Genomic DNA, 24,615 nt, shown 5'->3' on the forward strand with positions numbered 1-24,615 from the left:
CGATTCTATCCGGTCGGTTCTGGGTACTTCCGGGTAAATGTGGTGAGTAAATGATGACGCCCGCGACGGGGATTACTCGATGTCGATTGGCGTTGGTACTCGGATCTCGTTGGCCACCGGAGTGTACAGATCAATATTGGTGCGGCGCGTGCGCAACGACACCAGCAGGGCGTACCTCACGGGCAACGAAGTACGGTCGGCTCGACCATTGTTTTTCCACCAGCCGCCGACGGGATAGACGGCCAGCGCGCCGGTCGCGGCTAACTCGTGGCCGCTTCCGATCCACTCGTCTTGGTGCAGGGAGCCGACATTGCGCTGATTGGGCCCAATAAGCCAGCGGTCGGATGCCAAAGTACTGCTGCCAGTGCCTTCCTCCACGCGCTGGGCGTCACGATTGACGCGCTGGACGAACTGGCGCTGGGTCTCCAAGGACCCTTGAAGATCGAACCGCAGAGCGTGCGACGAATACGAATAGCGTTGGCGCCAACCGCGGCGCGATGCCGATGGTTCGATGAAGTATGAGAGCGTCACTCGCAGTCGGACGTCGTCGTCTCCAACCTCCTCGAGCGCTTCTCTCGGCCATGGCAGGCTATGGAGGCGGAAGTGTCGCATCCGATACTCGCTGCCGTCGAACGGCACGAACTCGTCTTGGCTGACGAGCGTCACCGCTTGCAACGATGAGTTGAGTACGGAATCCTCAGTCGGCACTCCCCACCCGTACCGGCGTAGTAGCGAGAGCCGCGCCGTCTTGCCGTCCTCCGCCTCGATCTCGTTCCGCATCGTCGTGGTCCACTCCGCCGAATGCGTGAGAAGACCGCGGACAGTCTCCGGCCAATAACCGGGGTATCGGGCCATTGTCCGCGCCGCAAGACGCGACGCTTGAGCCGCTGCGGCGCTCGTCGCGTTCGCTGAGGTCAGAGCTCGGTCATTCGCGGTTCCCGTCGATCGCAGTGACAGCAACGGGTGCTTGTCTTCGAAACCGTCGGCACCATCGCTCAGGACGTTGCCGCCCTCCATGCAGATATCTGGCTTGATCGGCCAACGCCTGGTCGAGAACATCACGGAGGTGCGGCTGTGGGGGGAGAGCTCACCTGAACTCGCCATCGGCGACCAGCCGCGGTAGGCCGGATCTGATGGAGCTTCGGCGAGTTCCGTGTGTGCTGACACAGTGAGGGCGTTCCACGCCTGCCCTGGGTCCTCGATGGCCGAGGTGTCCGACTCGGTCCGATGGTCGAGTTGGTAACTGTTGACGTTCCCGGACGCCACGACGATGAGTCGCGACGAGGCTGGGTCGGGTGTGGAGAGCAATCTCAGGTCGTTTCCATCCCGAACGATGTCGGTTCCGGCCGCGAGGGCGTCGACAGTTGCGGACCACAGGGTGGGTTCACCGGGACGGTCGGGGGTGGCGCTCAGGGGCAGGCAGAATACGCGGTGCCGGTTTGTCGTGATCTCCGGGAGGGCAATGGCGTCGGCGGTGGCTGTGCCGAAGTCCAGAGGGTCGATAAGTGGCTCGCCGCGTGCGGGCTTCATACGTACGGATTCGAGCCGGTGTTCCAAGCGGACAGGGTCTTGGGACACGAGCAGCGGATCGAGATTCCCGTAGAGGGCCAGACCGGCCATCGAGGTCCCGTGCCCCGCGACGTCAGCACCAGACGTGCCGATAACGGTGTGCACGTCACGAGGATCGAGGGAGTCGCGCAGCAGCAGGTGCCCTTGGAAGACTCCAGTGTCGAGGTGTGTGACCGCCGGTGCATCGTCGCCAGCTGCGACGACCCGATCGACCAGATCGTCCACGTACTCATCTTGTCCTTGGGTGGGGAGATCCTCGACGGAGTCAATGAACTCGGGCCTTCTCACTTCTGCAATAGGCACGCGCGTGAAGGGCAAGACCTGCAGTTGGTCCCAGCTAGCCTCGACCCACACGACGACACGATCTCGGAGCGAGATCGAGCGTTGCACGGTCCGCAGATTGTGCGTGGCGACAAAGGCGTCGAAGATCTCGTGATTCGCCTGGACGGCGTCCAGCCACAGTTCCCACCAGTGCAGTCCGAGGGTGGGCGGTTCACCTTCAGAGGTCCAAAGGTCGCGCAGAACCGCTTGACGGATCCGCGCGATGTTGGCGATCAGGGCCTGGTTCGCGGGGTTGCCTCCCGGTGTGCTCCACTTTTCCTGAGCGGCCCTGGTCGACAACTTTGCCAGATAGTCCTCGAAAAGTTGTAGAAATTTAGTTCGGTAAGCATCAGCAACCCAGACTGTAGCGCGCTCAGGTTCTTCGTCAGTTGCTGGTCGGACGGACAGAAGGAGCCACATCGGGAGCTTCGGCGTGGTGCGGTGGCTACTCAAGCGGTCCAGCGACTCGATTTTGAGGGGAAAAGTAGCATCACCGCCTTCGAGGACGATCACCGTGCCCAGCGCATGCAGCTCCTCTTCACTAACGCTGACCTCACGGCGTTCCTGGTCGACCTCCGAGAACGCCTTTTGGAGCTGGCCGCGCATGAGGAGCCCGTGGGCTCGATGTTCTACGGGGCGCACTTTGGCGTTGCCCTGACCTCCGCGGGAGAACTCTTCGTTGGCGGCCCGCTCGACGATGTAGAGATGGTCGAGTTGCCGCAACTCATCAGCCAATACTCGCCTGTCGGCGGGCCGACAGCGCAGCGATCAAGTCGGCTCGGTTGACGACACTCTTCCCGCGCATCAAGGCACCCTTCGCTGCACTCTCCGCGGCCTTCACCAAGTCAGCGTGGCTCAGCCCGGTCGTGTGCTCACCTAGCTTCGCCAAGCTCAGTCCAGTGCCCAGCGATCCAAGCCGAGCACGGATCACCACGCTCGCCTGTCGCGCGTCGGGCAGTTGGTAGGTGAGTACGGCATCGAAACGACGAAAGAGTGCTCGATCGAGAATCGAGCGATGATTTGTCGCCGCAATCACAATCGATTCGGGGCTGGCTTCTTCGAGGAAGACCAAGAATGAGTTAAGGATCCGGCGAGCTTCACCGACATCATTACCGCTGCGGTCGCCGCCCAGGGCGTCGAATTCATCGAAGAGATACACGCCCCGCCGCTCCGCGACCGCCTCGAACACAATTCGAAGCTTGCCCGCGGTCTCACCCATGAATTTGCTGAGCAGGCTGTCCAGCCTGATCGTGAACATCGGCAGCGACAGCTCAGATGCGAGCACACTCGCTGTCATTGTCTTGCCCGTCCCCGGCGGCCCTTCCAAGAGCAGCCGATGCGCGGGCGCGAAGCCATGATCAAGCAGCGTTCGTCGCTGGCGCTGTTCGGCGATAATGTGCTTGATCTGAGCGGTCAGCTCAGGCGGAGCGACAAGCTCGCGTAGGGTGACGGCAGGGTGGGTGGCCTCCACAAGCTCCGCGATATCCCCGCGCGGCTTCGCAAGCTTTGTGACATTGCTCCGCGGAGTGGTCTTTCGGGAGCTGTCCACAGATTTCTTGATGTCCTCAGCCACAGCATGGTGACCGCTGCGGGCCTCACGCGCCGCGACCTGAAGCGCCACTGAGTAGAACGCGGCGTCATCACCCGCAGCGTGGCTACGCACCAGCGCGGTGATGTGCTCTCCGAGCGCAGCCATGATCGTCCTCTCGCCACCTAGCGGGTAATCCCTAGCCCACCTTCATATCGTATGGGTCTGACGTCGTCATGCTCGGGTAGGTACCCAGCGCGCCGCCCGCTGCGACCTGGGCAAGAGACATTGAACTACGACGGAGGTTTGTCGATGCCTTCGCGCTCAAACTAGTACGTCTCGACGTGTGAACGCTGCCGGTGTGTATTTGGTGACTGCACCCACTCGACTCGGACTTGGATCGCGTAGGGCTTTCCGTTGTCGATGACCTTGGCTCCTTTCCACGCACACTCACCGCGGCGCATGATGCGTCCGTAGTCCCAGTCCGCGAAAGCCTCCACGTGCATGACCGACTTCCGGCCCGGAAGGGGCTCGGGTCCGTGCGGCGACCGGTACGGTACCCAGCCTTCCCAAACGCTCCCGGGCTAATCCTTCACGCGCGAGTAGATCGAGACACGTTCTGCGTCGCCTGGGCCGATTTGACGAACTTCGGCCCGCCAGAACACCGAACCGGGATATTGATCTGCCGTGTGCAGTCATACCGCACGTTTGACTTCAACTGCGGTCGAACACGACATGAGCGGCGAGTTTCATGAGTCATGTCGCTGGTGGCGACTTGAATATTGGATGTGGCAGCGACCCGCGCTGCGTGGGTCGCAATCGTCGATGCCTGCACAGAGAGGCTTAGCCGTGCCCCTGAGTTACTGTCGCCACCTCTTCGAGCGCGCAAGGTGCCCGCATCCGGCGCGACGCTCTGACGGGTGGAGGTGGGCGTGACGACATTCACCCCCCTGCATCGCGCTCTCGGCGTCGCTCCTGGACCGATTACGCCGGAGATGCTCGACACCGCCGTGGCGCAACATCTGCGGGAATCGCGTGACCTTGATTGGAAGCGGCAGCCCGCCCAAGGTGTCGGGTGGAAGGACGAAGTCGCAAAAGACATTGCCGCGATGGCGAACAGCGGCGGCGGGCTCATCGTCTACGGCATCCACGAAGATGGCGACGCCGGAGCGGCGTGTCGATTCGCAGTGCTTGAGTTCCCAACCGAGCAGCAGGTACGACAGCTCGCCTGGTCCGCAGTCCAGCCGCCAGTCGCCGGGGTCGTCGTCCACGAGATTGCGGCTCACATGCCTGCGTTCGCGATCGAAGTCCCTGCCAGCCTGACCTCGCCGCACTTCGTTACCCGTGAGGTAGCCAAAGGCAACTTCTACCTCGGCGCACCGACGCGCAACGGTTCACACACGTTCTGGCTGGACGAACGCCAGATCGAAAGCGCATACCGCGCCCGGCTCGAAGAGCGGCAGCAATCTCAAGAGTCACTGCGACTGATGTTCGAGGACCTCGCTATGGGATACCCGGACGATTGCGCGCGCTTCATCGCCGTCGCTCGTCCGGTGATCCCAACCACTAACGGAAGACTGGACAAACGGGACGCTGAGGCGCTTCGCGAAGAGGCCTGGACGGAGATGGGACGCCATCTTGATGAGCACGTGGCTCCGCATGACCGGTTTCCCACTGTGGGTTTCGCGAGTCACTGGGACCTGAACCCCTTCAACGTCCCGTGGGGCAGCAACTACAACGGTGCCCAGCGAGGACTGCGGCGGTGGTTCCTCTCCCGGGAGCTCGGCGCGAAACGACTCAAATCGGACTACACACCCTTCCCCGGCAACCGCGCGCCTACCATCGAGGCGCACGACAACGGCTCCGTAAGCCTCGCCGTAGCAGTGGGGGGCGAGGGCGTGCGTGTCGACACAGGCGACACCGGACAGCTAGGCGCGATGCAGATGTCCGCTGGCACCATCGAGATGCTGACCCTCGCCTTCGCGAGCCTCATTCGGGTAGCTGGCCGGCAACGTGGAACCGGCGAGTACCAGCTTATGGTTGCCATCGAGTGGGCCGTCGAGAAGAACACCAAACAACTGACTGTTCTCCCGCTCGACGTACGGACGGGTTTTCCGCGGCCCGAGGTAGAGGCGGCAACCCAACTGCGTGTCTACCCACCGATCCTCTCGTCCCTCGACGCACTCGCGCCTGACGATGCCTTTCATGCCGGCCTTTACACGCTGGTAATGGATTGTCTCAACCAAGCTGGCGTCCACACCCCAGTAATCGTCGGCACCCAATACCGACCAGATCGAGGCGCCGCCTAAGAATCCGTCGACTCAGGCTCCCCCATCCCCGAGTCAGGCCGGAAGTCAGTAGAGCAGATGCAACGTCGGCGGCACGCAACTTAGGCCCTTACGGTTGATTCCGGATGCTTCCTAGGCGATGGCTGTGAGAACCATGACCAAACGAAAGAAGCCGTTTCCGGATGTTCAGGAAACGGCTTCTCATCTGCGTTTTCACGACTTGGTTGCGGGGACAGGATTTGAATCTGCGACCTCTGGGAGGCGTAACGCCCTTTCGGGTCACCTCTGGTTGTCTCGGGAACTCGCGGATTCCCTTGTGTTGACAGGGAACCGGACAGTTCGCTTCTCCCGATTGTATCCGGTCGCTGTCCATCCGTTCTGGATGAAAGGGGTGAGTAAATGATGACCCGTGAGCTCCGGGCGCATCGATCAAGCACCGCGTTCGCAGGACAATCTTGTGTCCTCGAGCGCTCAGCCGACGAGGCGGTGTTCGTAGGCGTAGATGACGGCGTGGATGCGGTCGCGGAGGCCGAGTTTGGCGAGCACGCGTCCGACGTGGCTCTTGACGGTGGCTTCGCTGAGGAAGAGTTCGGCTGCGATCTCGGGGTTGCTCTTGCCTTGGGCGATGGCGATCAGGACTTCTCGTTCGCGGGCGCTGAGGGCTGCGGTCGGATCGTTTTGGGCGTTGTCCGTGGGGATCTGGGTTCCGAAGAGGTCGAGCATCCTGCGCGTGATTCGGGGTGAGATGACTGCTTCTCCGGCGGCGACGGCGCGGATGGCGTCGACGAGTTGGTCGGCTTTGGAGTCTTTGAGCATGAACCCGCTCGCTCCGGCGCGGAGCCCGGCGAAGGCGTATTCGTCGAGGTCGAAGGTCGTCAGGATCAGCACTCGTGTGTTGGGAAGTGCTTTCGTGATGGCGGCGGTTGCGGCGATGCCGTCGACGTGGGGCATCCGTACGTCCATCAGGATGATGTCGGGTCGGGTGCGGCGGGCTTCCTCGACTGCTTGGGCGCCGTCACTGGCTTCTGCGACGACTTCGATGTCGGGCTGTGCGGTGAGTGCCATCCGGAAGCCGAGGCGGATCAGTTCCTGGTCGTCGGCGATTAGGATTCTGATCATCGGGCGGGTGTGTCCGTTTCTTCGTTCAGGGGCAGTCGTGCTTCCACTCGCCAGCCGTGGCCGTTTTCGATAGGGCCGGCGGCGAGGGTTCCTCCGAGGGCGGTGACGCGTTCTCGCAGGCCCAGGAGTCCTCGTCCGGTGCCTGCGGGTTTGGTGGGGAAGCCCGCCATGCCGTTGTCGGTGACGGCGACGATCAGGGACCCGTGGTCCACGCCGATGCGCACGGTCACCTGCGAAGGCCCGTGGGCGTAACGCAACGTGTTCGTGAGGGCTTCTTGCACGACGCGGTGGACGGCCAGTTGCACGATCGGATCCGGGGTCTCGACATCGTCGAGTCGGTAGGTGACGGGGATGCCGAGGGCTCGGAACTGCTCGATGAGTTCTGGCAAGTCGGCGAAGCCGGGTTGCGGGGCGATTTGAGCGTCGGTGTCGCCGCCGAGGACTCCCAGCATGCGGCGCATGTCGGTCATCGCGTCACGTCCGGTATCGGCCGCTCTGCGCATCGCGGCTGCAGCTTCCGGGGCAGCCGGTTCAGCGGCGGCAGCCGACCCTTCGGAGAGAGCGATCATCACGGTCAGGCTGTGGGACACGATGTCGTGCATCTCCCGGGCGATACGAGCCCGTTCCGCCGCCGCGGCAAGCTGCCCCCGCTGGTCACGTTCCACGGCCAGCTGACGAGCCCTGTCGACCAGTGCCGATAGGTACCGCCGACGGTTGCCGACGTTGATGCCGATCGCGAGAGCTAGCGCCAGGATCACGCCGAACTGGATGGAGAACGCGAGCACGGACGAGAACACCGACAGGCCGGCTCCCTCGGCGGGGTTGAACGGGTTGATGCCGCTGCTCGAGCGCGGCAGATACTCGCCGATGAGGGAAGCCACGATGGCTGCCGCTTCGACGCCTGCTGCCGCGATCCATCCCGCCCTGGCGGAACGGTGGATCGGAACCGAATACACGGCGAACACGGCAGGTGCGAGCACCACGTCATCCGGCGACCAGATAGAGGCGAGGATCACCGCCCCGCTCAACGCGACCGTCAACAACGGCCGGGTGCGCCGGACGTAGAACCCAGCCACACTGACCGCAATCAGAAAGAGAGTGGCGATGGTGGCCCACACGGAGACCGAAGTTTCGCGTTCGAGGCTAGCGGCCCCGGTTGCGGCCAGGAGTCCCCAGAAGAGTGCGATGAGGGTGTCGGACAGCCGGGGATGCCGGGCCCAAGAGCTTCGGATCACACCGGGTTCGCGCGGAAGCCGCAGCTCTGCCCCGTCGAAAGGATCGACGGCGGAGAGCTGCGGCTTCTGCGGTTCGGTCACGCGTCGCGGCGCTTCACCAGAATCAGGGCGAAGCCCAGCACGACGGCATCCCACGCGGCGAGGACACCGAATCCGCCCCAACCGTTCAGGTCGAGTCCGTCCGAGGTTACCGGGGCGGGGATTCCGCTGCCCTGACCGTCGAACGTGTAGAGCTCGCTGCCCGCGTTCTGCGGGAGCAGCGCGCTGACGGTGTTGACCCAGTCCGCGTGCGTGAGCCCGCCGAGCAACTGCAGGATGATCGGGGCGACCATGATCAGGCCGAGCACCGTGGCCAGTGCTCCCGCGGTGCTGCGAAGGATCGTGCCGAACCCGAAGGCGAGCAGTGCGATCATCGTCACGTACACGGCCCCGCCCAGCATCGGCATGAACACGGCCGGGTCGCCCAACGGGACCTCGACGCCCTTGCCCGACAGGATGGGCCACGTCACCAGGGCGGTCAGCCAGATGCCGACTGACGTTGCCACAAAGGTACTGACCGCCAGCACGATGGCTTTGGCCGCCAGCGCACCGGTCCGAAGCGGGACGGCTGCGAAGGTCGAGCGGATCATGCCGGTCGCGTACTCACCGGTGATGATCAGCGCACCAAGAACAGCCACGATCAGCACGGCGACGTTCAAACCGGCAGTCGTGATCGAGACCACGATCGACCCGGCGGCCTCGCCCGTGATAGACCCGCCGCCGAAATCGGTGAGAACAGCGATCAGGGTGCCGATCCCGACCACGAGGAGCACGAGCAGTCCGTAGCACCACAGGGTGGAGCGGATGGTGCGCAGCTTGATCCATTCGGACCGGACGACGCCGGCTGCGCTGAGGGGGTTCTTGTTGGTCGTGGGCGCGGAATACACGGTTGCCGTCGTCATCACGCTGCCACCTCCGCTCGGTACTCGACTTCATCTTGGGTCAGTTCCAGGTACGCCTGTTCCAGGCTCGCCCGCACCGGCGACAGCTCATACAGCTGCACGCCGGCGAGGAACGCAGCCTCGCCGATCCGTTGAGCGTCGATCCCCTCGACCGAGAGGGCGCCGTCGGGCAGCTGCGTGACCGTGACGTCGGGTCCCGCGATCGCCGCAGCGAGAGCATCTGGGGAGGGGGTGCGCACGGTGACCCGGTTGGTTCCGGCACGCCCGATGAGGTCCGCCATGGGGGCATCCGCGAGTACCCGGCCACGGCCCAGAACGATGACGTGGTCGGCCGTGAGTGCCATCTCGCTCATCAGGTGGCTGGAGAGGAAGACCGTCCGGCCTTGCGAGGCGAGGTAGCGGGTCAGCTGCCGCACCCACAGCACGCCGTCGGGGTCGAGACCGTTCACGGGCTCGTCGAGGATCAGGGTCTTCGGGTCGCCGAGCAGGGCTGCTGCGATCCCGAGGCGCTGCCCCATGCCGAGGGAAAAGCCTCCGACACGCTTGCCGGCGACCTTCTCGAGGCCGGTCATCTCGATGACCTCGTGCACCCGGGACTTCGGAATCGAGTGGGTCGCGGCGAGAGCCAGCAGGTGGTTGTAGGCGCTGCGGCCGGTGTGGACGGCCTTGGCCTCCAACAACGACCCCACCTGGTGCAGCGGGTCGTGATGCTCCGCATAGCGCTTGCCGTTGACGGTGACCCCGCCGGACGTGGGCCGGTCAAGCCCGACGATCATGCGCATCGTCGTTGACTTGCCTGCGCCGTTCGGGCCGAGGAAGCCCGTCACGATACCCGGCTCGACGGTGAACGAGATGTCGTTCACCGCCAACTTCTCGCCGTAGCGCTTACTCAAGTTCTGGATTTCGATCATGCATCTCACGCTAGAGATCACCCGGCCTCGCCACATCAACCCGGGGTCTAGTTTGGAAGGCTGTTTCGCCCGACCCTGGTATGAAATCCGGACGTTTGGTCCTGGCTATGGGGCAATCGGTCTATCCAGGAGCTCCGGGTGCTCGGCGATCCATTCGGACGAGACGATTCCGGGGAGGATGAGTATGCGTGAGGAGCGCCAACGTCCGGCGCGCCTCTCACGCTCTGGTGGAGACGTGATCACGTCAGCGCACATCTCGATCGCCAGCATGACGTCTGCCAGGTCCAGTCCGCCTCGCGCACATCCCGATCGTCTGGCCGCGGGAAGAGTCTCCTGAATAGCTGCCGCGAGGCGACTTGCTATCTGATCGAGGTCTCCGTGCTGGAGCTGATTCGGCGTCGGACGAATCGATCGCCGATCCACCTGCCGACCGACCACGGCGTCGAAGAGGCGGATGAGGCCGTCGGGCAGTTCTTTGACTGATTCGGCCGTTGATTCGAGAGCGATGACGTCGGCCTCCCACAGTGCCGCGATGAGGTCTTCGCGACTTGGGAAATGTCGAGCGAGACTTGCGCGGCTCAGACCGGCCGCAGTCGCGATGTCCTCCAAAGGTGCACCGATTCCGTCGCGCTCGAAGATCTCGCCAGCGGCGGCGAGCAATGCGGCTCTGTTCCGCGCTGCGTCCTTTCTGCGATGCGGCGGTCCCGAGGATGACATGCCCCCAAGTATGGCGCGATCAGGCACAGGTGAAACGCACATCGATGTACGCTTCTCTCCAACGTCCCATCAATGGCGCGAACGATGTCGAAGGAGACAGCAGATGCCAAGAATCAACGTGGTTACCGGTGCAGCATCCGGGATCGGGTTGGCAACCAAGCAACTCTTGGAAAGCCGCGGCGAAGTCGTCATCGGGGTTGACCTCCACGACGCTGAGGTCCAGGTCGACCTGACGTCACCGGCAGACCGGAAACGCATGATCGAGGAGGTTCGGGCAAGGGCAGGCGGGTCCATCGACTCGATCATCGCTGTGGCCGGACTGGCGGCCCCCATCCCGGCGACGGCGTCCGTGAACTACTTCGGCATGGTATCCACCCTCGAAGGACTGCGGCCACTCCTTGCGGGATCAGCTTCCCCTCGCGCGGTGGGTGTGGCCTCGTTCGCGAGCATCACCCCCGGCGACGAAGCGCTGATCGATAGCTTCATCGCCGGCGATGAGACGGCCGCCCTCGAGCGTGCCGCCGAACTGGCCACCGATCCCATGGCGACGGGGATGCTGATCTACCCCTCGAGCAAGGCGGCATTCGCCCGGTGGATCCGCCGTTCCTCCATCACCGCCGACTGGGCGGGCGCGGGAATTCCTCTCAACGCGATCGCGCCGGGTGTCGTGTCCACCCCGATGATGAGCGAGGCGCTGTCGTCTGAGCATGGGCGGGACATGGTCGCCCGCGCCGTTCCGATGCCATTGAACGGATTCGCAGACGCGCTCGTGCCCGCACGCCTTCTCGTTTGGCTGGCCAGCGAGGAGAACAGCCATCTCTGCGGGCAGGTCGTCTTCATCGACGGCGGCAGTGATGCCGCCATCCGTGGCGACCGGGTCTGGTAGAGGAACTGATGATGACGAAGACGACCCCTTACGACCCCGAGCTCGCCCGCGCTCGGTTTATCCCCCGATTCTCCTTCGGCCCGCGGCTCGCACCGCTCATGCGCCGTCAGAAACCCAAGACCACGAATCCCGGTCCGGGGGTTCGCATCGACGAGATCGGGATCTCCTCGAGCGTGTCCCTGCACCTGATCAGACCAACTAGTCCTGCCGGGCCGGTTCCCGTCCTGCTGTGGATACATGGCGGAGGTCACCTTTTCGGCACCCCTGAGCAGGACGACCGCTCCAACATCGCCTTCGTCCGTGAACTCGGCATCGCCGTCGCGGCCGTCCGCTACAGGCTCGGCGCAGACGCCCCAGCACCAGCCTCGGTCCAAGACTGTTACACGGCACTCGAGGCTGTCATCGAACGGGCCAGCGAGTTCGGGATCGATGCCGGTCGGCTGGCGATCGGCGGCGCCAGCGCCGGAGGCGGAATCGCGGCCGCGCTCGTCCTCTACGCGCACGACCGCGGCATGTCCCCAGCCGCCCTTCAGCTGCTCGTCTATCCGATGCTCGATGACCGCACCGCCGCACGCACCGACCACGACACCCGCAATGCACGGGGCTGGACTGCCAAAAGCAACCATTACGGATGGGCAACCTATCTCGGTGTCCCCCCAGGCAGCGACGAAGTGTCCGACTACGCCGCGCCAGCCCGCCGAGCGGATCTGACCGGATTGCCGCCCGCGTGGATCGGTGTCGGAACAGTGGACATCTTCCACGACGAAGACGTGGAATACGCACGCCGCCTTATCGAGACCGGAGCGGAGTGCGAACTCCATGTCATCCCCGGCGCATTCCACGGATTCGATCAGATGTTCCCCACCACACGGGTCGCGCAAGACTTTTGGCGATCACAAGCCGACGCCTTACGACGGGCCGGAGTCGCGTCCACGCTCAGGTAGCCCGAACTCCCCCCTCCCTACTCGTGCGAGGAGGCGCACCTGTTCGAGCTGCGCCTGGTTGACGCGGGTGATGTCGCCGAGTTTCCAGCTGCGGTCGAAGTAGGGCTCCGGCGGCCCGTAGAACCGGAAGTAGGAGAATCAGTGCTTTCCGGGAATGGTCTGCGCCCAGTTGGTCTCCCCCGCTTCCGGGGCGGTAGGTCCGAAGTACAGGTCGACTGAGCCGTCGTCGTTGTAGACGAGTTCCGTGTCCCGGATCCGCGGTCACCGCGCTGCTGCTCGTTGTCAATGAGGCAGCGGCTAGCGAGGTCGTAGACGGTGGCGGACCAGAACAGTTTCGCTGGAACGCTGGCGGGCACATGAAGTCCCAGGCCCGGTCGGGCGGCAGCGCGCGATCGTGCGGCCGCCCGTCGAGGTGGCGAAGCTGATCTCACCGAAGGTGCCGATCGTCTGGCGTGGACGACTTATCGGTTCGCCTCCCTTGCGCTGGGGACGACGAGTGCGCGGGTTCGCGCATCTGCTCCATCCAGATCCGCACGTCGGAGACGGCGAACTTGAGGTGCTTGCCGAACCGGTAGGCCCGTGGCCCATGGCCATGGGTGCGCCAGTCGTACACAGTCGAGACCGGCACGTGCAGGTACGCGGCCAGCTCGTTGACGTCGAGCAGCGGCTCGAGTTCCCACAGCCCGGCGGGTGCGGCATCCGAAGTGTTCATGCCGGGTAGGTGCGCACCCTCGGCCTGAACGTCCGGGCCCATCCGGAACGGACAGCGCTATAACGGAGTCGCTTCGCGCCGAGGCGGCGTGGTGGAGGGGTTTGTGATGAGTTTTCGATGACTGGATCAAGTTGTGCCTACAAAAAAAGTCCCGGAAACCCTTGAGTTTCCGGGACTTTATGGTTGCGGGGGCAGGATTTGAACCTACGACCTCTGGGTTATGAGCCCAGCGAGCTACCGAACTGCTCCACCCCGCGTCACTGGTATTAGCTTAACACGGCCTTAAGCCGCCTCCAAATCGAGGCGGCGGAACACGATTCCCGGGCGTTTCAGTACCTGCCGACTTGCCACTTTTCGTGGCTTCGCGGCGCCGCGAACCCGCAAAGAGTGGCAAGTCGGGGAGATCGATCAGGGCTGGGGGGTCGCGACGAGCGAGTACGCGAGCGGCAGCCACTGCTGCTGCGGCCAGCCCCACATGCCGGGGCGCTTCTCTTCGAGCACCGGGAACATGCGGAACGGCACCTCGTAGTGCTCGTGCAGCGAGCGGATGCCGAGGCCGGCATCCGTCAGGGCGCCGTAGACCTCGGAGAGCGGATGCGCCCACTCCCACGTGCGCGCGTTCGCGAGCACGACGTTCGCGTCCGCGTAGTCGCCCGGTTCCTCGATGACGTCGGGCCCCTCCGACAGGTAGGGATACGCGAACTGCGGCAGGCGGTCGGGGCCGCCCTCGCCGTCGAACACCCACGCCGCCGGATGGCCGTCGGCGAAGTAGAAACGGCCATCCGGCTTCAGGAACCAGGAGATGATGCGCGCCCACTCGCGCACGTCAGGCAGCCAGCCGATGGTGCCCCAGGTCGTGAAGACGAGGTCGAACGATTCCGGCTCGGGAAGCATGTGGCGAGCGTCGTAGACATTGGCCTCGATGAATCGAGCCCGATCCGCCAGGCCGATCTCGGCCGCCATGCGCCGCGCCTCCTGCACCGCGGGCCGGGAGAAGTCCAGGCCGACGACGGTGGCGCCCTGCAGCGCGAGGGAGAGCGTGTCCGAGCCGAAGTGGCACTGCAGGTGCAGCACCCGCAGGCCCGCGAGTCCGTCCGGATACAGCTGCGCGATCTCAGCGGCGACGACGGGATCGAGCACTCCCCTGCCGTTGCGCAGCGGCTCCTGGTCGTAGTGCTCGAAACCGCTGGCGAGGTGCACGGGAACGCGCTCGTCCCAGTTGGCCCGATTGTTCTCGAGCCATTCGCCGCCGCTGAGGTCGGTGCTCACGTTCATCCGTTCAGCAGGGAGACCATCTTCGAGACGATGTCGGCGAGCTTCGCGTCTGCGACGCCGTATGCCGCCCAGTCGCCCGCGGTGAGGGCATCCTGCTTGTCCTTCAGGGCCTGCCGGGCCTGGTTGCCGAGCTCCTTCAGCTGTGCGTCGGTCGCGGCGTCGCCGGTCGTCGGCGTGCCGGTTCCGGTGTCCGTTCCCGTAGCCGGCGGTGTCGTCGAGCCATCGGCCGGCGGAGTGCCGGTGTCAGCGCCCTGGTCGCCCGCATCCGCACCGGAGTCGCCACCGAAGATCACGTCGAGCGCCTGGTCGAGGGTGTCCTGGAAGGCGATCTGGTCGCCGAACGACACCAGCACCTTCTGCAGCAGTGGGTAGCTCGCGTTGCCCTTCGACTGCACGTAGACCGGCTGCACGTAGAGGAGGCCGCCTCCGACGGGGAGCGTCAGCAGGTTTCCGTTGATGACCTTCGACGAGCCCTGTCGCAGCAGGTTCAGTTGAGACGAGACGCTGGGGTCGGCGTTGAAGTTGGCCTGAACGAGACCAGGGCTCGGCACCGTGTCGTCCTTCGGAAGCGTGAGCAGCCTCAGCTTGCCGAAGTCGGCAGACTTCTTGCCCGCTTCGCTGCCGGCATCGGCATCCGCGGCCAGGTAGCCGGTCAGCACGTTACGCGACTTCGTTCCCTTCGACTCGGGGATGAAGGTGGAGTACAGCGAGAAGGTCGGCGCGTTCTGGCCGGGCATCTGCATCGTCAGGAAGTACGGCGGCTGCAGGGTGTCGGCCTGCTCGCCCGTCGGGTCGTCGGGCGAGACCCAGGCGTCGTTGCGCGAGTAGAAGGATGCCGCATCGGTCACGTGGTAGCGCCCGAGAACCGCGCGCTGAACCTTGAACATGTCGGCCGGGTAGCGCACGTGGCTCATCAGCTGCCCCGACATGGCCGAGAGCGGCTTGACCGTGGACGGATAGATCTTCTGCCAGGTCTTCAGCAGCGGATCCTTGTCGTCCCAGGCGTACAGCGTGACCTTGCCGTCGTACGCGTCGACCGTTGCCTTAACCGAGTTGCGGATGTAGTTGATGCTGTCGATCGCGAAGGTGGGCGCTGGCGTCTCGGTGTCGGCGATGGCCTTGCCCATGCTGAGCTTGTTCGAGTACGGGTAGTTGTCGCTCGTCGTGTAGCCGTCGACGATCCAGACGATACGTCCGTCGACGACGGAGGGGTAGGGGTCGGCGTCGAGCGTGAGGTATGGGGCGACCTTCTGCACGCGCGTCTTCGGGTCGCGGTCGTAGAGAATCTGCGACTTGTCGTTCACGGAGTCCGAGAGGAAGATCTGCTCGGACTGGAACTTGAGCGCGTACACGAGCTTCTTGAAGACGTTGTCGAGCTTGGGGCCGCCGTCGCCGTCGAAGGTCGTGTACTTCTGGTCGGCACCCTGGTCGCCCGACGGGTAGTCCAGTTCGACGGGGGTCGCGCCCTTCGGCGCTCCGACGATCGAGTACGCCGGCGAGTTCTCGCCGAAGTAGACGCGCGGCTCGAACTTGCCCAGGGCACCCGTCGACGGGATGCCCGACTCCAGGAACACCGGCTGGCCGTCGGGAGAGCGCTGGTTGCCGTAGGCGGCCACCATGCCGTAGCCGTGCGTGTAGACCACCGAGCTGTTGACCCACGTGTTGGCGTCGCCGAGGCCGTCGAGGTCGAGGTCGCGCACCGCGACCACGGCATCCTGGCTCTTGCCGTCGATCGTGTAGCGGTCCACGTCGAGGTACTGCGGGAACTGGTAGTACTGGCGGAACTGCTCGAGTTGCTTGTAACTGTCGGTCACGATCGCCGGGTCGAGGATGCGGATGCTCGCCGTGGTGTCGGCGTCGGCGCGCAGGGCGCCGGGCTCGGCATCCGTCTTCGCGTTGTAGGGCGTCTCTTCGACGGTGTCGACGCCGAACGCCGTTCTGGTCTCGTCGATGTTGCGCTGGATGTAGGGCGCCTCGAGCGTCTTCTCACTGGGGTCCACCTGGAAGCGCTGCATGACCCAGGGGTAGAGCGAGCCGAGGATGAGCGCGGCGACGATGAGCAGCGCCGTGCCGACGAGGGGAAAGCGCCAGCGGCCGATGAACGCCGTCACGAAGAACAGGATGGCCACGACGAGCGCGATGCCGGCCAGGATGGCGCGGCCGGGGATGGTGGCGTGCACGTCGGTGTACGCGGCTCCGGTGCCGTTGGCGTTCTGGGCGGTCAGCGTGGAGTACTGGTCGAGCCACACGCTCACGGCCTGCAGCAGCAGGTAGATGCCCGCCGTGACGGCGATCTGGATGCGGGCCGACTTCGAGATGAGCACCTCGCGTCCACTGACCCGCACCGCGCCGTAGAGGTAGCTCGTCGCCGCTCCGAGAATGAGCGCGAGCAGCACGACGGCCGACGCGAACCCGAGCACCGCGTGGTAGAAGGGCAGGTCGAACAGGTAGAACGAGATGTCGAGGTGGAACTGGGGGTCGCTCGTTCCCGTCGGCGTTCCGTTCAGCCACATCGCCGTGGTCTGCCAGCGCGATGCGGTTGAGACACCGGCGAAGAGGCCGAGGAGGGCGGGGATGCCCCACATCGCGAGCCGGCGCAGCGGCTCGATCACCTGCTGGTAGCGGTCCAGCTGCGAGTTGAGCTTCGCGTAGACCGGCCTCGAGCGATAGGCGATCTGGATGGCGAGCCACGTCGGCACCGCCATGCCGAGGAAGCCGATGACGAACATGGCGGCACCGGCGAACCACTGCGTGGTGAGAACCGAGAGGAATCCGAGCTGGTCGTACCAGAGCACGTCGGCGTAGATGCCGGCGAAGACGAAGAACCCCACCACCAACGCGGCCACGACGACGATCGTGATGATGAGAGGCGCGCGGCGGCGCCTGACGGATCGATCGGCGGCGGCTGTTGTCACTGTGCCCTCTTGCTCGTCGTTGGGTGTGGCGGTCTTCTCATCCTAGGCAACCGGCATGAACGTCTGCGGCGAGCACCGGCGCATCAGCGAATCTGCAGCGAATACTCAGCGGATGCTGCTCAGCGGCAGGTGGGCAGGGCATCCGTCGGTGCGCCCGTCGAGATGGCATCGAGCGCGGCAAGCGAGTCGTCGAGGGTCTTGACGGCGAACACCGTCAGGCCGCTCGGAACGTGGCCGACGACCTCGTCGCAGTTGGACTCCGGCGCCAGGAAGTACCGCGCGCCGGCATCCTTCGCGCCGAACATCTTCTGGCGGATGCCGCCGATGGCGCCGACGTCGCCGGCGGAGTCGATCGTGCCGGTTCCGGCGATGTGCTTGCCGCCCGTGAGGGCGCCCGGGGTGAGGGTGTCGATGATGCCGAGGGCGAACATCTGCCCGGCGCTCGGACCGCCCACGTTGTCGAGCTGGATGTCGACCTCGAACGGGAAGGTGTAGTCCATGCCGACCCCCACGCCGAGCACCACCTGCTTGCCGACGGTCGTCGGCGTCACCTCGACGACGGATGCCGCACCGGCGCGTTCGATGCCCACCTGCGCCGGCTTGTCGGTTCCGTTGTCGGCGACGGCGGCCCGCAGCGCGTCGATGTCGTGCACCGGAGTGCCGTTGAGCGACGTGATCACGTCGTCCTTCTTCAGCACCCCATCGGCGGGCGAACCCTTCGAGACCCCGCCCACCGTGACGTCGCGGGGGAAGTCATAGCCGAGGTGGAGCAGGGCTGCGGCGATGGCATCCTGCTGCGAGTCCACCATCTGCGCCTGGCTCTGCTGGTTCACCTCGTCGGTGGAGACGTTCGGCGGGAAGGCCACGTCGATGGGGATGACGGCCTTGCTCGGGTCGAACCAGGCACTGGCGACCTGGAACCAGTCGGGCCGCTGCTCGGGGTTGCCGACCTGAGAGACCGTGAGAAGGTCGAGCGCCCCCTTCGTCGGGTAGGTCTGCTGGTCGGGAACGCTGATGAGCGGCACCTTCTTGCCGTCGTGCGTGACCGAACCCAGCGTGTCGTAGACCGGTCCGGGCTGATCGATCACATAGGGGGAGGGAGCCACGCCGAGCACGATGAGAATGACCACGGCGACACCGATGAGCACCCAGCCCACCCGCGAGGCACGCGAGCGTCGTGGGGGCAGCGGCGTCGCGTCGTACGACTCCTCCGCACTGAACAGTGACACGGACATCCTTTCCACAGACCCGGACGAACGCGTCCTGTTCGCGACCAGCGGAGCGCATTCACGCTCCGACCCGGCCGTTTCCGTCAAGCTACCAAGCTTCTCGCATTAACGTAGAGTCACGCGACTGAGAGGTGCCTGAAGTGGCCGACAACGCCGATCGCAACGACGACGACAACCCCCGCGACGATGAACTGCGCGACATGCTGCGCCAGTTCCTGTCGGGCCAGGGAGGCATAGACCCCAGCCAGCTCGCGGGCGCCGCCGGGCTGCCGAACGACCCGGCGACGATCGCCGCCCTCATGGGCCAGCTGCAGAGCGCCCTGCGCAACAGCGGCGAGGGCATCAACTGGTCCATCGCGACGCAGCAGGGCGAACAGCGCGCAGCCGAGACGCAGACGCAGGTCAGCGCGGAGCAACGGGCAGCCCTCGAACAGGCCTTCCACGTCGCCGCCCTCTGGCTCGACGAGGTCATCGACGTCTCGGAGCTGCCCGGCGAACCGAAGCTCATCACCCGCAAGCAGTGGGTCAGCACCACCATGCCCGTGTGGACGCAGCTTGCCGAACCGGTCGCCACGAGCATCGCGGATGCGCTCACGAGCGCCTTGCAGGAACAGGCGCCAGAAGAGATGCGCGGCATGGTGCAGGGCGCCGGCCAGCTCATGCGCTCCGTCGGCGGAACCCTGTTCGCGATGCAGCTCGGCCAGGTGGTGGGCCAGCTCTCGAGCGAGGTCGTCTCGGGCGGCGACGTCGGCATCCCGCTGCTCGGCGACGGCGAGGCCGCCCTGCTCCCCCAGAACGTCGACGAGTTCGGCGAGGGCCTGGAGGTTCCCGCCGACCAGGTGCAGATCTACCTCGCCGTGCGCGAGCTCGCCCACGCCCGCCTGTTCCGGCACGCCCGCTGGCTGCGCCTGCACCTGATCACCTCCATCACCGAGTTCTCGCGCGGACTGCGCATTCCCATGGAGGGCCTGGAAGACCTGGCCGCCCAGTTCGACCCGAGCAACCCCGAGCAGTTGCGCGAAGCGCTGACCAACGGTTCGCTCATCCCGCCCAAGACCGAGCCGCAGCTGGCCGCCCTGGCGCGCCTGGAGACGATGCTCGCTCTCGTGGAGGGCTGGGTCGACGTCGTGACCGCCGAGGCGACCAGCCGGCTTCCCGGCTCCGTCGCCATCGCCGAGATGGTCCGTCGGCGCCGCGCGGCCGGCGGCCCCGCGGAATCCGCCTTCGCGACGCTTGTCGGCCTCGAACTGCGCCCGCGTCGCCTGCGCGAGGCCGCGGCCATGTGGCAGGCGGTGACGGATGCCGTGGGGCGCGACGCGCGCGACGAGCTCTGGGCGCATCCCGACCTGCTGCCCACAGCATCCGACCTCGATGACCCGCTGGCACTCGTGGCACGCCTCGCCCACGCCGCATCGGGGGCGGAGCCGGAACTCGACGACGTCGACCAGGCGCTGGAAGACCTGCTGCGCGGAGATGGGCCGGAGCGCCCCGCCGAACCGGAGCGCTGAGCCGCCGGGGTCGGTGCGGTCGGGCGATCGGTGGATAACTTCGGCGGTCGCGTCGCCCACTGGGTGATGCTCGGAGCATGCCTCGAATCGACCCCCGGGTGCCGCTCGTCTGGCGGAATCCCGACACGCTGCAACTCGGCGGCGAGCGGGCCGTGGCCGTCTTCCCCTCCGTCACGGCGGCGGAGGAGCGCATCATCGGTGCGCTGCGCGTCGGGTTCTCGGCGGCGTCGCTCGAACTGATCGCCGCAGGGGCCGGGGCATCGCCGGGCACGCTCGAGCGCGTGCTCGCGGCGGTCGCCCCTGTGCTCGCCGACGGGCCCGAGCCCCCGCGTGCGCCCGCGCCGAGGGTCGTGATCGACGGCACGGGACCGACGGCCACCCGGATCGGGTCCCACCTGCGAGAACTCGGCCTGCACGTGGCCGCCGGGAGTGCCGACCCCGACTGCGCGGTGATCGTCGCCGCCCACGCCCTTCCGCCGGCCCGCTATGCGCCGTGGCTGAACCGCGATGTCGCGCACCTGCCCGTGGTCTTCGGCTGGGAGAGCGTGGCGGTCGGCCCGTTCGTCGAACCGGGGGCCGGCCCCTGTCTCTACTGCCTCGACCTGGCCCGAACGGATGCCGACGCCTCCTGGCCGGTCATCGCCACTCAGCTGGTGCGGTCGCCGGCGGCCGCGGAGACGACCCTTGCGAGCCAGCGGGCCGCTGCCCTGGTCGCGGCGCTGGTCTGGCAGCGGGTCACGACCGGCGCAAACGAGCTGAGCCGCGCATCCGTTCTCATCGACCCGTCTTCTGGACGCTCCGAGCGGCGCCGGCACGAGCCGCACCCCCGGTGTGGATGCCGAGCTCTTCCAGGAAACGCGAACGCGCCCGCGTTCCCCGCTGCTGGGCACTCACCTGCGACCAGCTGAGCTGCAGCGAACGGCGCGCGCGGGTGATGCCGACGTAGAGCAGCCGGCGCTCCTCGTCGATCTGCTCGAAGCTGCGCGCGTAGCTGATGGGCACGAGCCCCTCGCTCAGCCCGATGATGAAGACGTCATCCCACTCCAGCCCCTTCGCGGAGTGCAGTGTGGCGAAGGTGACGGCGGCGAGCGTCGGCTCGTGCTGGCTGGCCTGACGCTCGAGCAGTTCGTCGGTGAAGGCGCGGAAGGTCGTGCCGGGTGCGGCAGCATCGACGAGTCCCATGAGGGCGTTGAGCGATTCCCAGCGATCGCGCACGGCGCCGCGGGTGTCGGGCGGACTCTGGCTCCACCCCATCGAGCGCAGCACGTCGCTGACCGACTTGAACAGCGGCTCCCCGCTGATCGAGACGGATGCGGCCCGCAGCGCCATCACGGCCTGCTTGACCTCGGGCAGGTCGAAGAAGCGCTTCGCCCCGCGGATCTGGTAGCTCACACCCGCCTCCACGAAGGCCTGCTCGAGCGCGGCCGCCTGGACATTGACGCGGTAGAGCACGGCGATCTGCTCCGCCTTGTGCCCGGCATCCAGCAGCTCGCGCACGCGCTGGGCGACTCCGCGCGCCTCGCCCATGTCGGTCTGGAACGAGCGCTCGAGCACCTCCGGCCCCTCGGACCGGGTGACCGGATGCAGCGTGAGCGCGCCCGGGCGGCCGCGCATCAGCCGGTTGGCCACCTCGATGACCGGCTGGGCGGAGCGGTAGTTCTGCTCGAGCCGCACGACGGTCGCATCGGGGAAGCGGGCGGGGAAATCGAGCAGGTAGTCGGCGCGCGCCCCGGCGAAGGAGTAGATGGTCTGGCTGGCATCGCCGACGACGCAGAGTTCCCGGCGATCGCCGAGCCACAGGTTGAGCAGCTGGTACTGCAACGGCGAGACGTCTTGGAACTCGTCGACGACGAAGAAGCGGTACTGCTCGCGCACCTGCATCGCCATGGCGGGCTCCTGCTCGATCATGCCCGCCACGGTGACGAGCACGTCTTCGAAGTCGAGCTGCCGCCGCTCGTCCTTGAGGCTCTCATAGGCCTGCTGCAGTGCGAGCATCCGTTCGACGTCGAGCGAGGCGGGAAGGGGGCGGCTCGCGCGCTCGTACGCCTCGAACGAGAGCGCACTCACCTTGCGCCACTCGATCTCGGCCGCCACATCGCGCAGCGTGGCCGTGTCGACCTTCATGCCGATGCGCTCCGCCGCGTGTGCGAGCAGCCGGGCCTTCGAGTCGAGCAGGGCCGGGGCTGAGCCCCCGACCACCTGCGGCCAGAAGAAACCCAGCTGCGACAGCGCGGCGGAGTGGAAGGTGCGGGCCGAGACCCCTCCCGCCCCGAGCTGGCGCAGACGACCGCGCAGTTCGGCCGCGGCGCGGTTGGTGAAGGTGAGCGCCATCACCCGGTTCGGCGGGAACGAACCCGTCGCAACGCCGTAGGCGATGCGGTGCGTGATCGCCCGGGTCTTCCCGGTTCCCGCGCCGGCGAGCATGCAGACGGGGCCGACGAGGGCCTCGGCCGCCACCCGCTGGTCGGCGTCGAGGCCCTCGAGCAGCTCCTCCGGGCTCACCAGCGTTCCTCGTCGCCGAGGGGCCCGCCGAACCACTCCTCGAGCAGGGCCCGAGCGATGGATGCGGCGCCCGGCAGAACAACGTCGTCGTGGGCCGCGCGCAGGTCCTCGCGCGAGAACCAGCGCAACTCGAGAATCTCCTGGCCGTCGGGAGCGATGTCCTCGGGCTTCTGGTGCGGGGCCAGTGCTGCGGTGAAGCCGAGCATGATCGACGCCGGAAAGGGCCAGGGCTGGGAGCCGCGGTAGGCCGGCTCGACGACGTCGAGGCCGGTCTCCTCCTTCAGCTCGCGGATGACGGCGTGCTCGAGCGATTCCCCGGGTTCCACGAAACCGGCCAGCAGCGAGTAGCGGTTGCCCTGCCACGAGGCATTGGAGCCGAGCAGCACGCGGTCATCGGCATCCGTGACGAGCACGATGACGGCCGGGTCGGTGCGTGGGAAGACCTCGAGCTTGTCGACCGGGCAGAACCGCACCCAGCCGCCGGTGCGCACCTGCGTGGCAGCCCCGCAGCGCGGGCAGTGGCGGTGCGAGTCGTGCCAGTTGAACACGGCGATCGCCTCGACGACGAGAGCCGCCTCGGCATCGCTCAGCACGGCGGCCGCGGCGCGCAACGGCTGCCAGCGCTCCGCATCCGGCTCGATCCCCTGCGCGGCCTCGTCGTCGATGACGGTGCCGAGCAGGGGGACGACCTCTCCCCCGCCCACATGGAGCCGCCCGAGGTAGACGAAGAGCCCTTCGGGGTCGACAGCATCGGTCCCGACCAATTCGAGCGTCGGCGCCCTGCCCTCGACCTTCTGCGTGAGCAGCACGCGACCCTTCCACAGGCTGAGCACGCGGGTGGCGGGATCGGCCAGCAGCCCGGCCACGAGTCCCTCTCGGGTGCGCGCATCGGCATCCCGATCGAGCAGGTGACGGGCGAGGGGAACGCTGAAGCCCACCGAGTGCCTTTCTCGAGAGCGCCACGCCCGAACCGGCTCACCAGGCGTGGCGGTGGCTGCGGCGCGAAGCGGAGGACATACCCTGAAGGCATGGCGCGTAACCACCTCACTCTAGCCGCGCTCGCCACCGCCGCCGTGCCGGGACTGGATGTGCAGCGCACCCGTCCGCACGGGGGAACCGGGCACGGCGACTACGATTCCGCACTCGTCGAGAGCCGCGACGGGCGACAGGTGCTCGTGCGGATGCCGCGCACGCCTCTCGCCGAGAACGAGCAGGCCGCCGACCTCGTGGCCTTGCGCGCCCTGACGACCGGCGTGCGCAGTCGGCTGCCCTTCGACGTTCCGTCCTACCTCGGACAGGCACCGATCGGCTCGACCCGTGCGCTCGCTTACGAGTTCCTCCCCGGCACCGCCCTCGACCTCGATCGGCTCACCGACAGCTCGGGCCTCGCCGCCTCCGTCGGGCGAGCCATCGCCGCCATCCATGCCCTTCCCACCGCCTTCATCGGCGACGCCGGCCTGCCGCAGCAGAATGCCATCGAAGGGCGCTCGGCCACCATCGAGCTGATCGGCCGCGCGGCCGACACCGGTCACCTTCCCGCCGCGCTGCTCCGACGCTGGGAGGAGGCGACCGACAACGACGCCCTCTGGCAGTTCGCTCCTACCGTCGTGAACGGTTCCCTCGCTGCCTCCTCTCTGCTCGTGTCCGACGACGCGGTCAGCGCCGTCATCGGCTGGGCGGGGCTGCGTGTCGGCGACCCGGCGCGCGACCTGCACTGGCTTCTTGCGGCCCGTGGCGAGGCCGCCGAGACCGCCATCGCGGCCTACTCGGCTGCCCGGGGGTCGGCATCCGATCGCCTGATCACCCAGCGCGCGATGCTCTACGCCGAGCTCGAACTCGCCCGCTGGCTGCTGCACGGGGTCGACACCCACGACCAGACGGTGATCGACGATGCGGTCGGCATGCTCGACGGCCTGGTCGAGAGCGTGCACGCCGATGTGATGAACCCGATCTCACCGGCGACGGGCCCCGTGCTCGCCGTCTCCGAGGTCGAGGCGCTGCTCGGCGACACTCCG

Annotated in this window: 17 protein-coding genes, 1 tRNA gene and 3 pseudogenes; 6 read left to right on the forward strand and 15 right to left on the reverse strand. The window is 66.4% G+C overall.

All coding sequences use genetic code 11. The features are described 5' to 3' along the window. Positions 1–72: 72 nt before the first annotated feature. Both WDJ51_RS14000 and WDJ51_RS14005 read right to left on the reverse strand, forming a co-directional pair. Positions 73–2,625, reverse strand: coding sequence for a S8 family peptidase (locus WDJ51_RS14000; protein ID WP_337853091.1), 2,553 nt, complete (start codon positions 2,623–2,625; stop codon positions 73–75). Beyond that, positions 2,618–3,586: an AAA family ATPase gene (locus tag WDJ51_RS14005; protein ID WP_337853092.1), complete on the reverse strand. Its 969-nt coding sequence runs from the start codon at positions 3,584–3,586 to the stop codon at positions 2,618–2,620. The genes WDJ51_RS14000 and WDJ51_RS14005 overlap by 8 nt, the downstream gene beginning before the upstream one ends. A gap of 764 nt (positions 3,587–4,350) precedes the next feature. On the opposite strand from WDJ51_RS14005, the gene WDJ51_RS14010 reads away from it, so the two are divergent. Further along, a complete protein-coding gene (locus WDJ51_RS14010) occupies positions 4,351–5,727 on the forward strand; it encodes an AlbA family DNA-binding domain-containing protein (RefSeq protein ID WP_337853093.1) in 1,377 nt (458 codons plus the stop codon). Between the two features lie 450 nt (positions 5,728–6,177). Here the strand turns inward: WDJ51_RS14010 and WDJ51_RS14015 are convergent, their stop codons facing one another. The 5 genes from WDJ51_RS14015 to WDJ51_RS14035 form a co-directional block, all read right to left on the reverse strand. After that, a complete protein-coding gene (locus WDJ51_RS14015; RefSeq protein ID WP_337853094.1) occupies positions 6,178–6,825 on the reverse strand; it encodes a response regulator transcription factor in 648 nt (215 codons plus the stop codon). Beyond that, a complete protein-coding gene (locus WDJ51_RS14020) occupies positions 6,822–8,141 on the reverse strand; it encodes a sensor histidine kinase (RefSeq protein WP_337853095.1) in 1,320 nt (439 codons plus the stop codon). The genes WDJ51_RS14015 and WDJ51_RS14020 overlap by 4 nt, the downstream gene beginning before the upstream one ends. Next, positions 8,138–9,001, reverse strand: a complete 864-nt coding sequence (locus WDJ51_RS14025) for an ABC transporter permease subunit (protein WP_337853096.1) — start codon at positions 8,999–9,001, stop codon at positions 8,138–8,140. Before WDJ51_RS14025 ends, WDJ51_RS14020 begins: the two co-directional genes overlap by 4 nt. Beyond that, positions 9,001–9,912: an ABC transporter ATP-binding protein gene (locus WDJ51_RS14030; RefSeq protein WP_337853097.1), complete on the reverse strand. Its 912-nt coding sequence runs from the start codon at positions 9,910–9,912 to the stop codon at positions 9,001–9,003. The genes WDJ51_RS14025 and WDJ51_RS14030 overlap by 1 nt, the downstream gene beginning before the upstream one ends. 105 nt (positions 9,913–10,017) lie before the next feature. After that, on the reverse strand, positions 10,018–10,629 hold the full coding sequence (locus WDJ51_RS14035) for a TetR/AcrR family transcriptional regulator (RefSeq protein ID WP_337853098.1): 612 nt from the start codon (positions 10,627–10,629) through the stop codon (positions 10,018–10,020). A 103-nt stretch (positions 10,630–10,732) separates the two neighbouring features. Between WDJ51_RS14035 and WDJ51_RS14040 the strand changes: the two genes are divergently transcribed. Both WDJ51_RS14040 and WDJ51_RS14045 read left to right on the forward strand, forming a co-directional pair. Further along, entirely contained in the window at positions 10,733–11,515 is a 783-nt protein-coding gene (locus WDJ51_RS14040) for an SDR family oxidoreductase (protein ID WP_337853099.1), read from the forward strand. A gap of 11 nt (positions 11,516–11,526) precedes the next feature. Beyond that, positions 11,527–12,459, forward strand: a complete 933-nt coding sequence (locus WDJ51_RS14045; protein ID WP_337853100.1) for an alpha/beta hydrolase — start codon at positions 11,527–11,529, stop codon at positions 12,457–12,459. A gap of 138 nt (positions 12,460–12,597) precedes the next feature. Here WDJ51_RS14045 and WDJ51_RS15535 read toward each other — a convergent pair. From WDJ51_RS15535 to WDJ51_RS14080, 6 genes and pseudogenes are all read right to left on the reverse strand, one after another. Beyond that, positions 12,598–12,890, reverse strand: a pseudogene (locus WDJ51_RS15535) (DUF1214 domain-containing protein). Then, positions 12,887–13,171 (reverse strand): helix-turn-helix domain-containing protein, encoded by a 285-nt coding sequence (locus tag WDJ51_RS14060; RefSeq protein WP_337853101.1) that lies wholly within the window; start codon positions 13,169–13,171, stop codon positions 12,887–12,889. The pseudogene WDJ51_RS15535 and the gene WDJ51_RS14060 overlap by 4 nt, the downstream one beginning before the upstream one ends. A gap of 180 nt (positions 13,172–13,351) precedes the next feature. Continuing rightward, positions 13,352–13,428, reverse strand: a tRNA-Met gene (locus WDJ51_RS14065). 151 nt (positions 13,429–13,579) lie between these two features. Continuing rightward, entirely contained in the window at positions 13,580–14,440 is an 861-nt protein-coding gene (locus WDJ51_RS14070) for a class I SAM-dependent methyltransferase (protein WP_337853102.1), read from the reverse strand. Between the two features lie 2 nt (positions 14,441–14,442). Then, a complete protein-coding gene (locus WDJ51_RS14075; RefSeq protein ID WP_337853103.1) occupies positions 14,443–17,361 on the reverse strand; it encodes a UPF0182 family membrane protein in 2,919 nt (972 codons plus the stop codon). Between the two features lie 119 nt (positions 17,362–17,480). Beyond that, positions 17,481–18,590, reverse strand: a complete 1,110-nt coding sequence (locus tag WDJ51_RS14080) for a YlbL family protein (protein WP_443218504.1) — start codon at positions 18,588–18,590, stop codon at positions 17,481–17,483. A gap of 200 nt (positions 18,591–18,790) precedes the next feature. Here WDJ51_RS14080 and WDJ51_RS14085 point away from each other — a divergent pair, with 200 nt between their 5' ends. Continuing rightward, positions 18,791–20,098 carry a zinc-dependent metalloprotease gene (locus WDJ51_RS14085; RefSeq protein WP_443218505.1) on the forward strand — a complete coding sequence of 436 codons (1,308 nt, stop codon included), beginning with the start codon at positions 18,791–18,793 and terminating at the stop codon, positions 20,096–20,098. Positions 20,099–20,175: 77 nt separating this feature from the next. After that, positions 20,176–20,940, forward strand: a pseudogene (locus WDJ51_RS14090) (TOMM precursor leader peptide-binding protein); the annotation flags it as partial. Here WDJ51_RS14090 and WDJ51_RS14095 read toward each other — a convergent pair. Together WDJ51_RS14095 and nudC are read right to left on the reverse strand one after the other, a co-directional pair. Continuing rightward, positions 20,873–22,600: an ATP-dependent helicase gene (locus WDJ51_RS14095; RefSeq protein ID WP_337853106.1), complete on the reverse strand. Its 1,728-nt coding sequence runs from the start codon at positions 22,598–22,600 to the stop codon at positions 20,873–20,875. The pseudogene WDJ51_RS14090 and the gene WDJ51_RS14095 sit on opposite strands and share 68 nt — an antisense overlap. Then, positions 22,597–23,538 carry an NAD(+) diphosphatase gene (gene nudC, locus WDJ51_RS14100; RefSeq protein ID WP_337853107.1) on the reverse strand — a complete coding sequence of 314 codons (942 nt, stop codon included), beginning with the start codon at positions 23,536–23,538 and terminating at the stop codon, positions 22,597–22,599. The genes WDJ51_RS14095 and nudC overlap by 4 nt, the downstream gene beginning before the upstream one ends. A 90-nt stretch (positions 23,539–23,628) precedes the next feature. Between nudC and WDJ51_RS14105 the strand changes: the two are divergent. Further along, positions 23,629–24,372 (forward strand): annotated as a pseudogene (locus WDJ51_RS14105) (phosphotransferase); the annotation flags it as partial. Between the last annotated feature and the right edge of the window lie 243 nt (positions 24,373–24,615).

This window comes from Rathayibacter sp. YIM 133350, from assembly GCF_037404875.1.
Taxonomy (GTDB): domain Bacteria; phylum Actinomycetota; class Actinomycetes; order Actinomycetales; family Microbacteriaceae; genus Orlajensenia.

Excerpts from the sequence above, each read along its gene's own strand:
- WDJ51_RS14005 (WP_337853092.1), bottom strand. The coding sequence starts at position 3,586 with ATGGCTGCGCTCGGAGAGCACATCACCGCGCTGGTGCGTAGCCACGCT.
- WDJ51_RS14015 (WP_337853094.1), bottom strand. The coding sequence starts at position 6,825 with ATGATCAGAATCCTAATCGCCGACGACCAGGAACTGATCCGCCTCGGC.
- WDJ51_RS14025 (WP_337853096.1), bottom strand. The coding sequence starts at position 9,001 with ATGACGACGGCAACCGTGTATTCCGCGCCCACGACCAACAAGAACCCC.
- WDJ51_RS14030 (WP_337853097.1), bottom strand. The coding sequence starts at position 9,912 with ATGATCGAAATCCAGAACTTGAGTAAGCGCTACGGCGAGAAGTTGGCG.
- WDJ51_RS14035 (WP_337853098.1), bottom strand. The coding sequence starts at position 10,629 with ATGTCATCCTCGGGACCGCCGCATCGCAGAAAGGACGCAGCGCGGAAC.
- WDJ51_RS14040 (WP_337853099.1), top strand. The coding sequence starts at position 10,733 with ATGCCAAGAATCAACGTGGTTACCGGTGCAGCATCCGGGATCGGGTTG.
- WDJ51_RS14045 (WP_337853100.1), top strand. The coding sequence starts at position 11,527 with ATGACGAAGACGACCCCTTACGACCCCGAGCTCGCCCGCGCTCGGTTT.
- WDJ51_RS14060 (WP_337853101.1), bottom strand. The coding sequence starts at position 13,171 with ATGAACACTTCGGATGCCGCACCCGCCGGGCTGTGGGAACTCGAGCCG.
- WDJ51_RS14085 (WP_443218505.1), top strand. The coding sequence starts at position 18,791 with ATGCTGCGCCAGTTCCTGTCGGGCCAGGGAGGCATAGACCCCAGCCAG.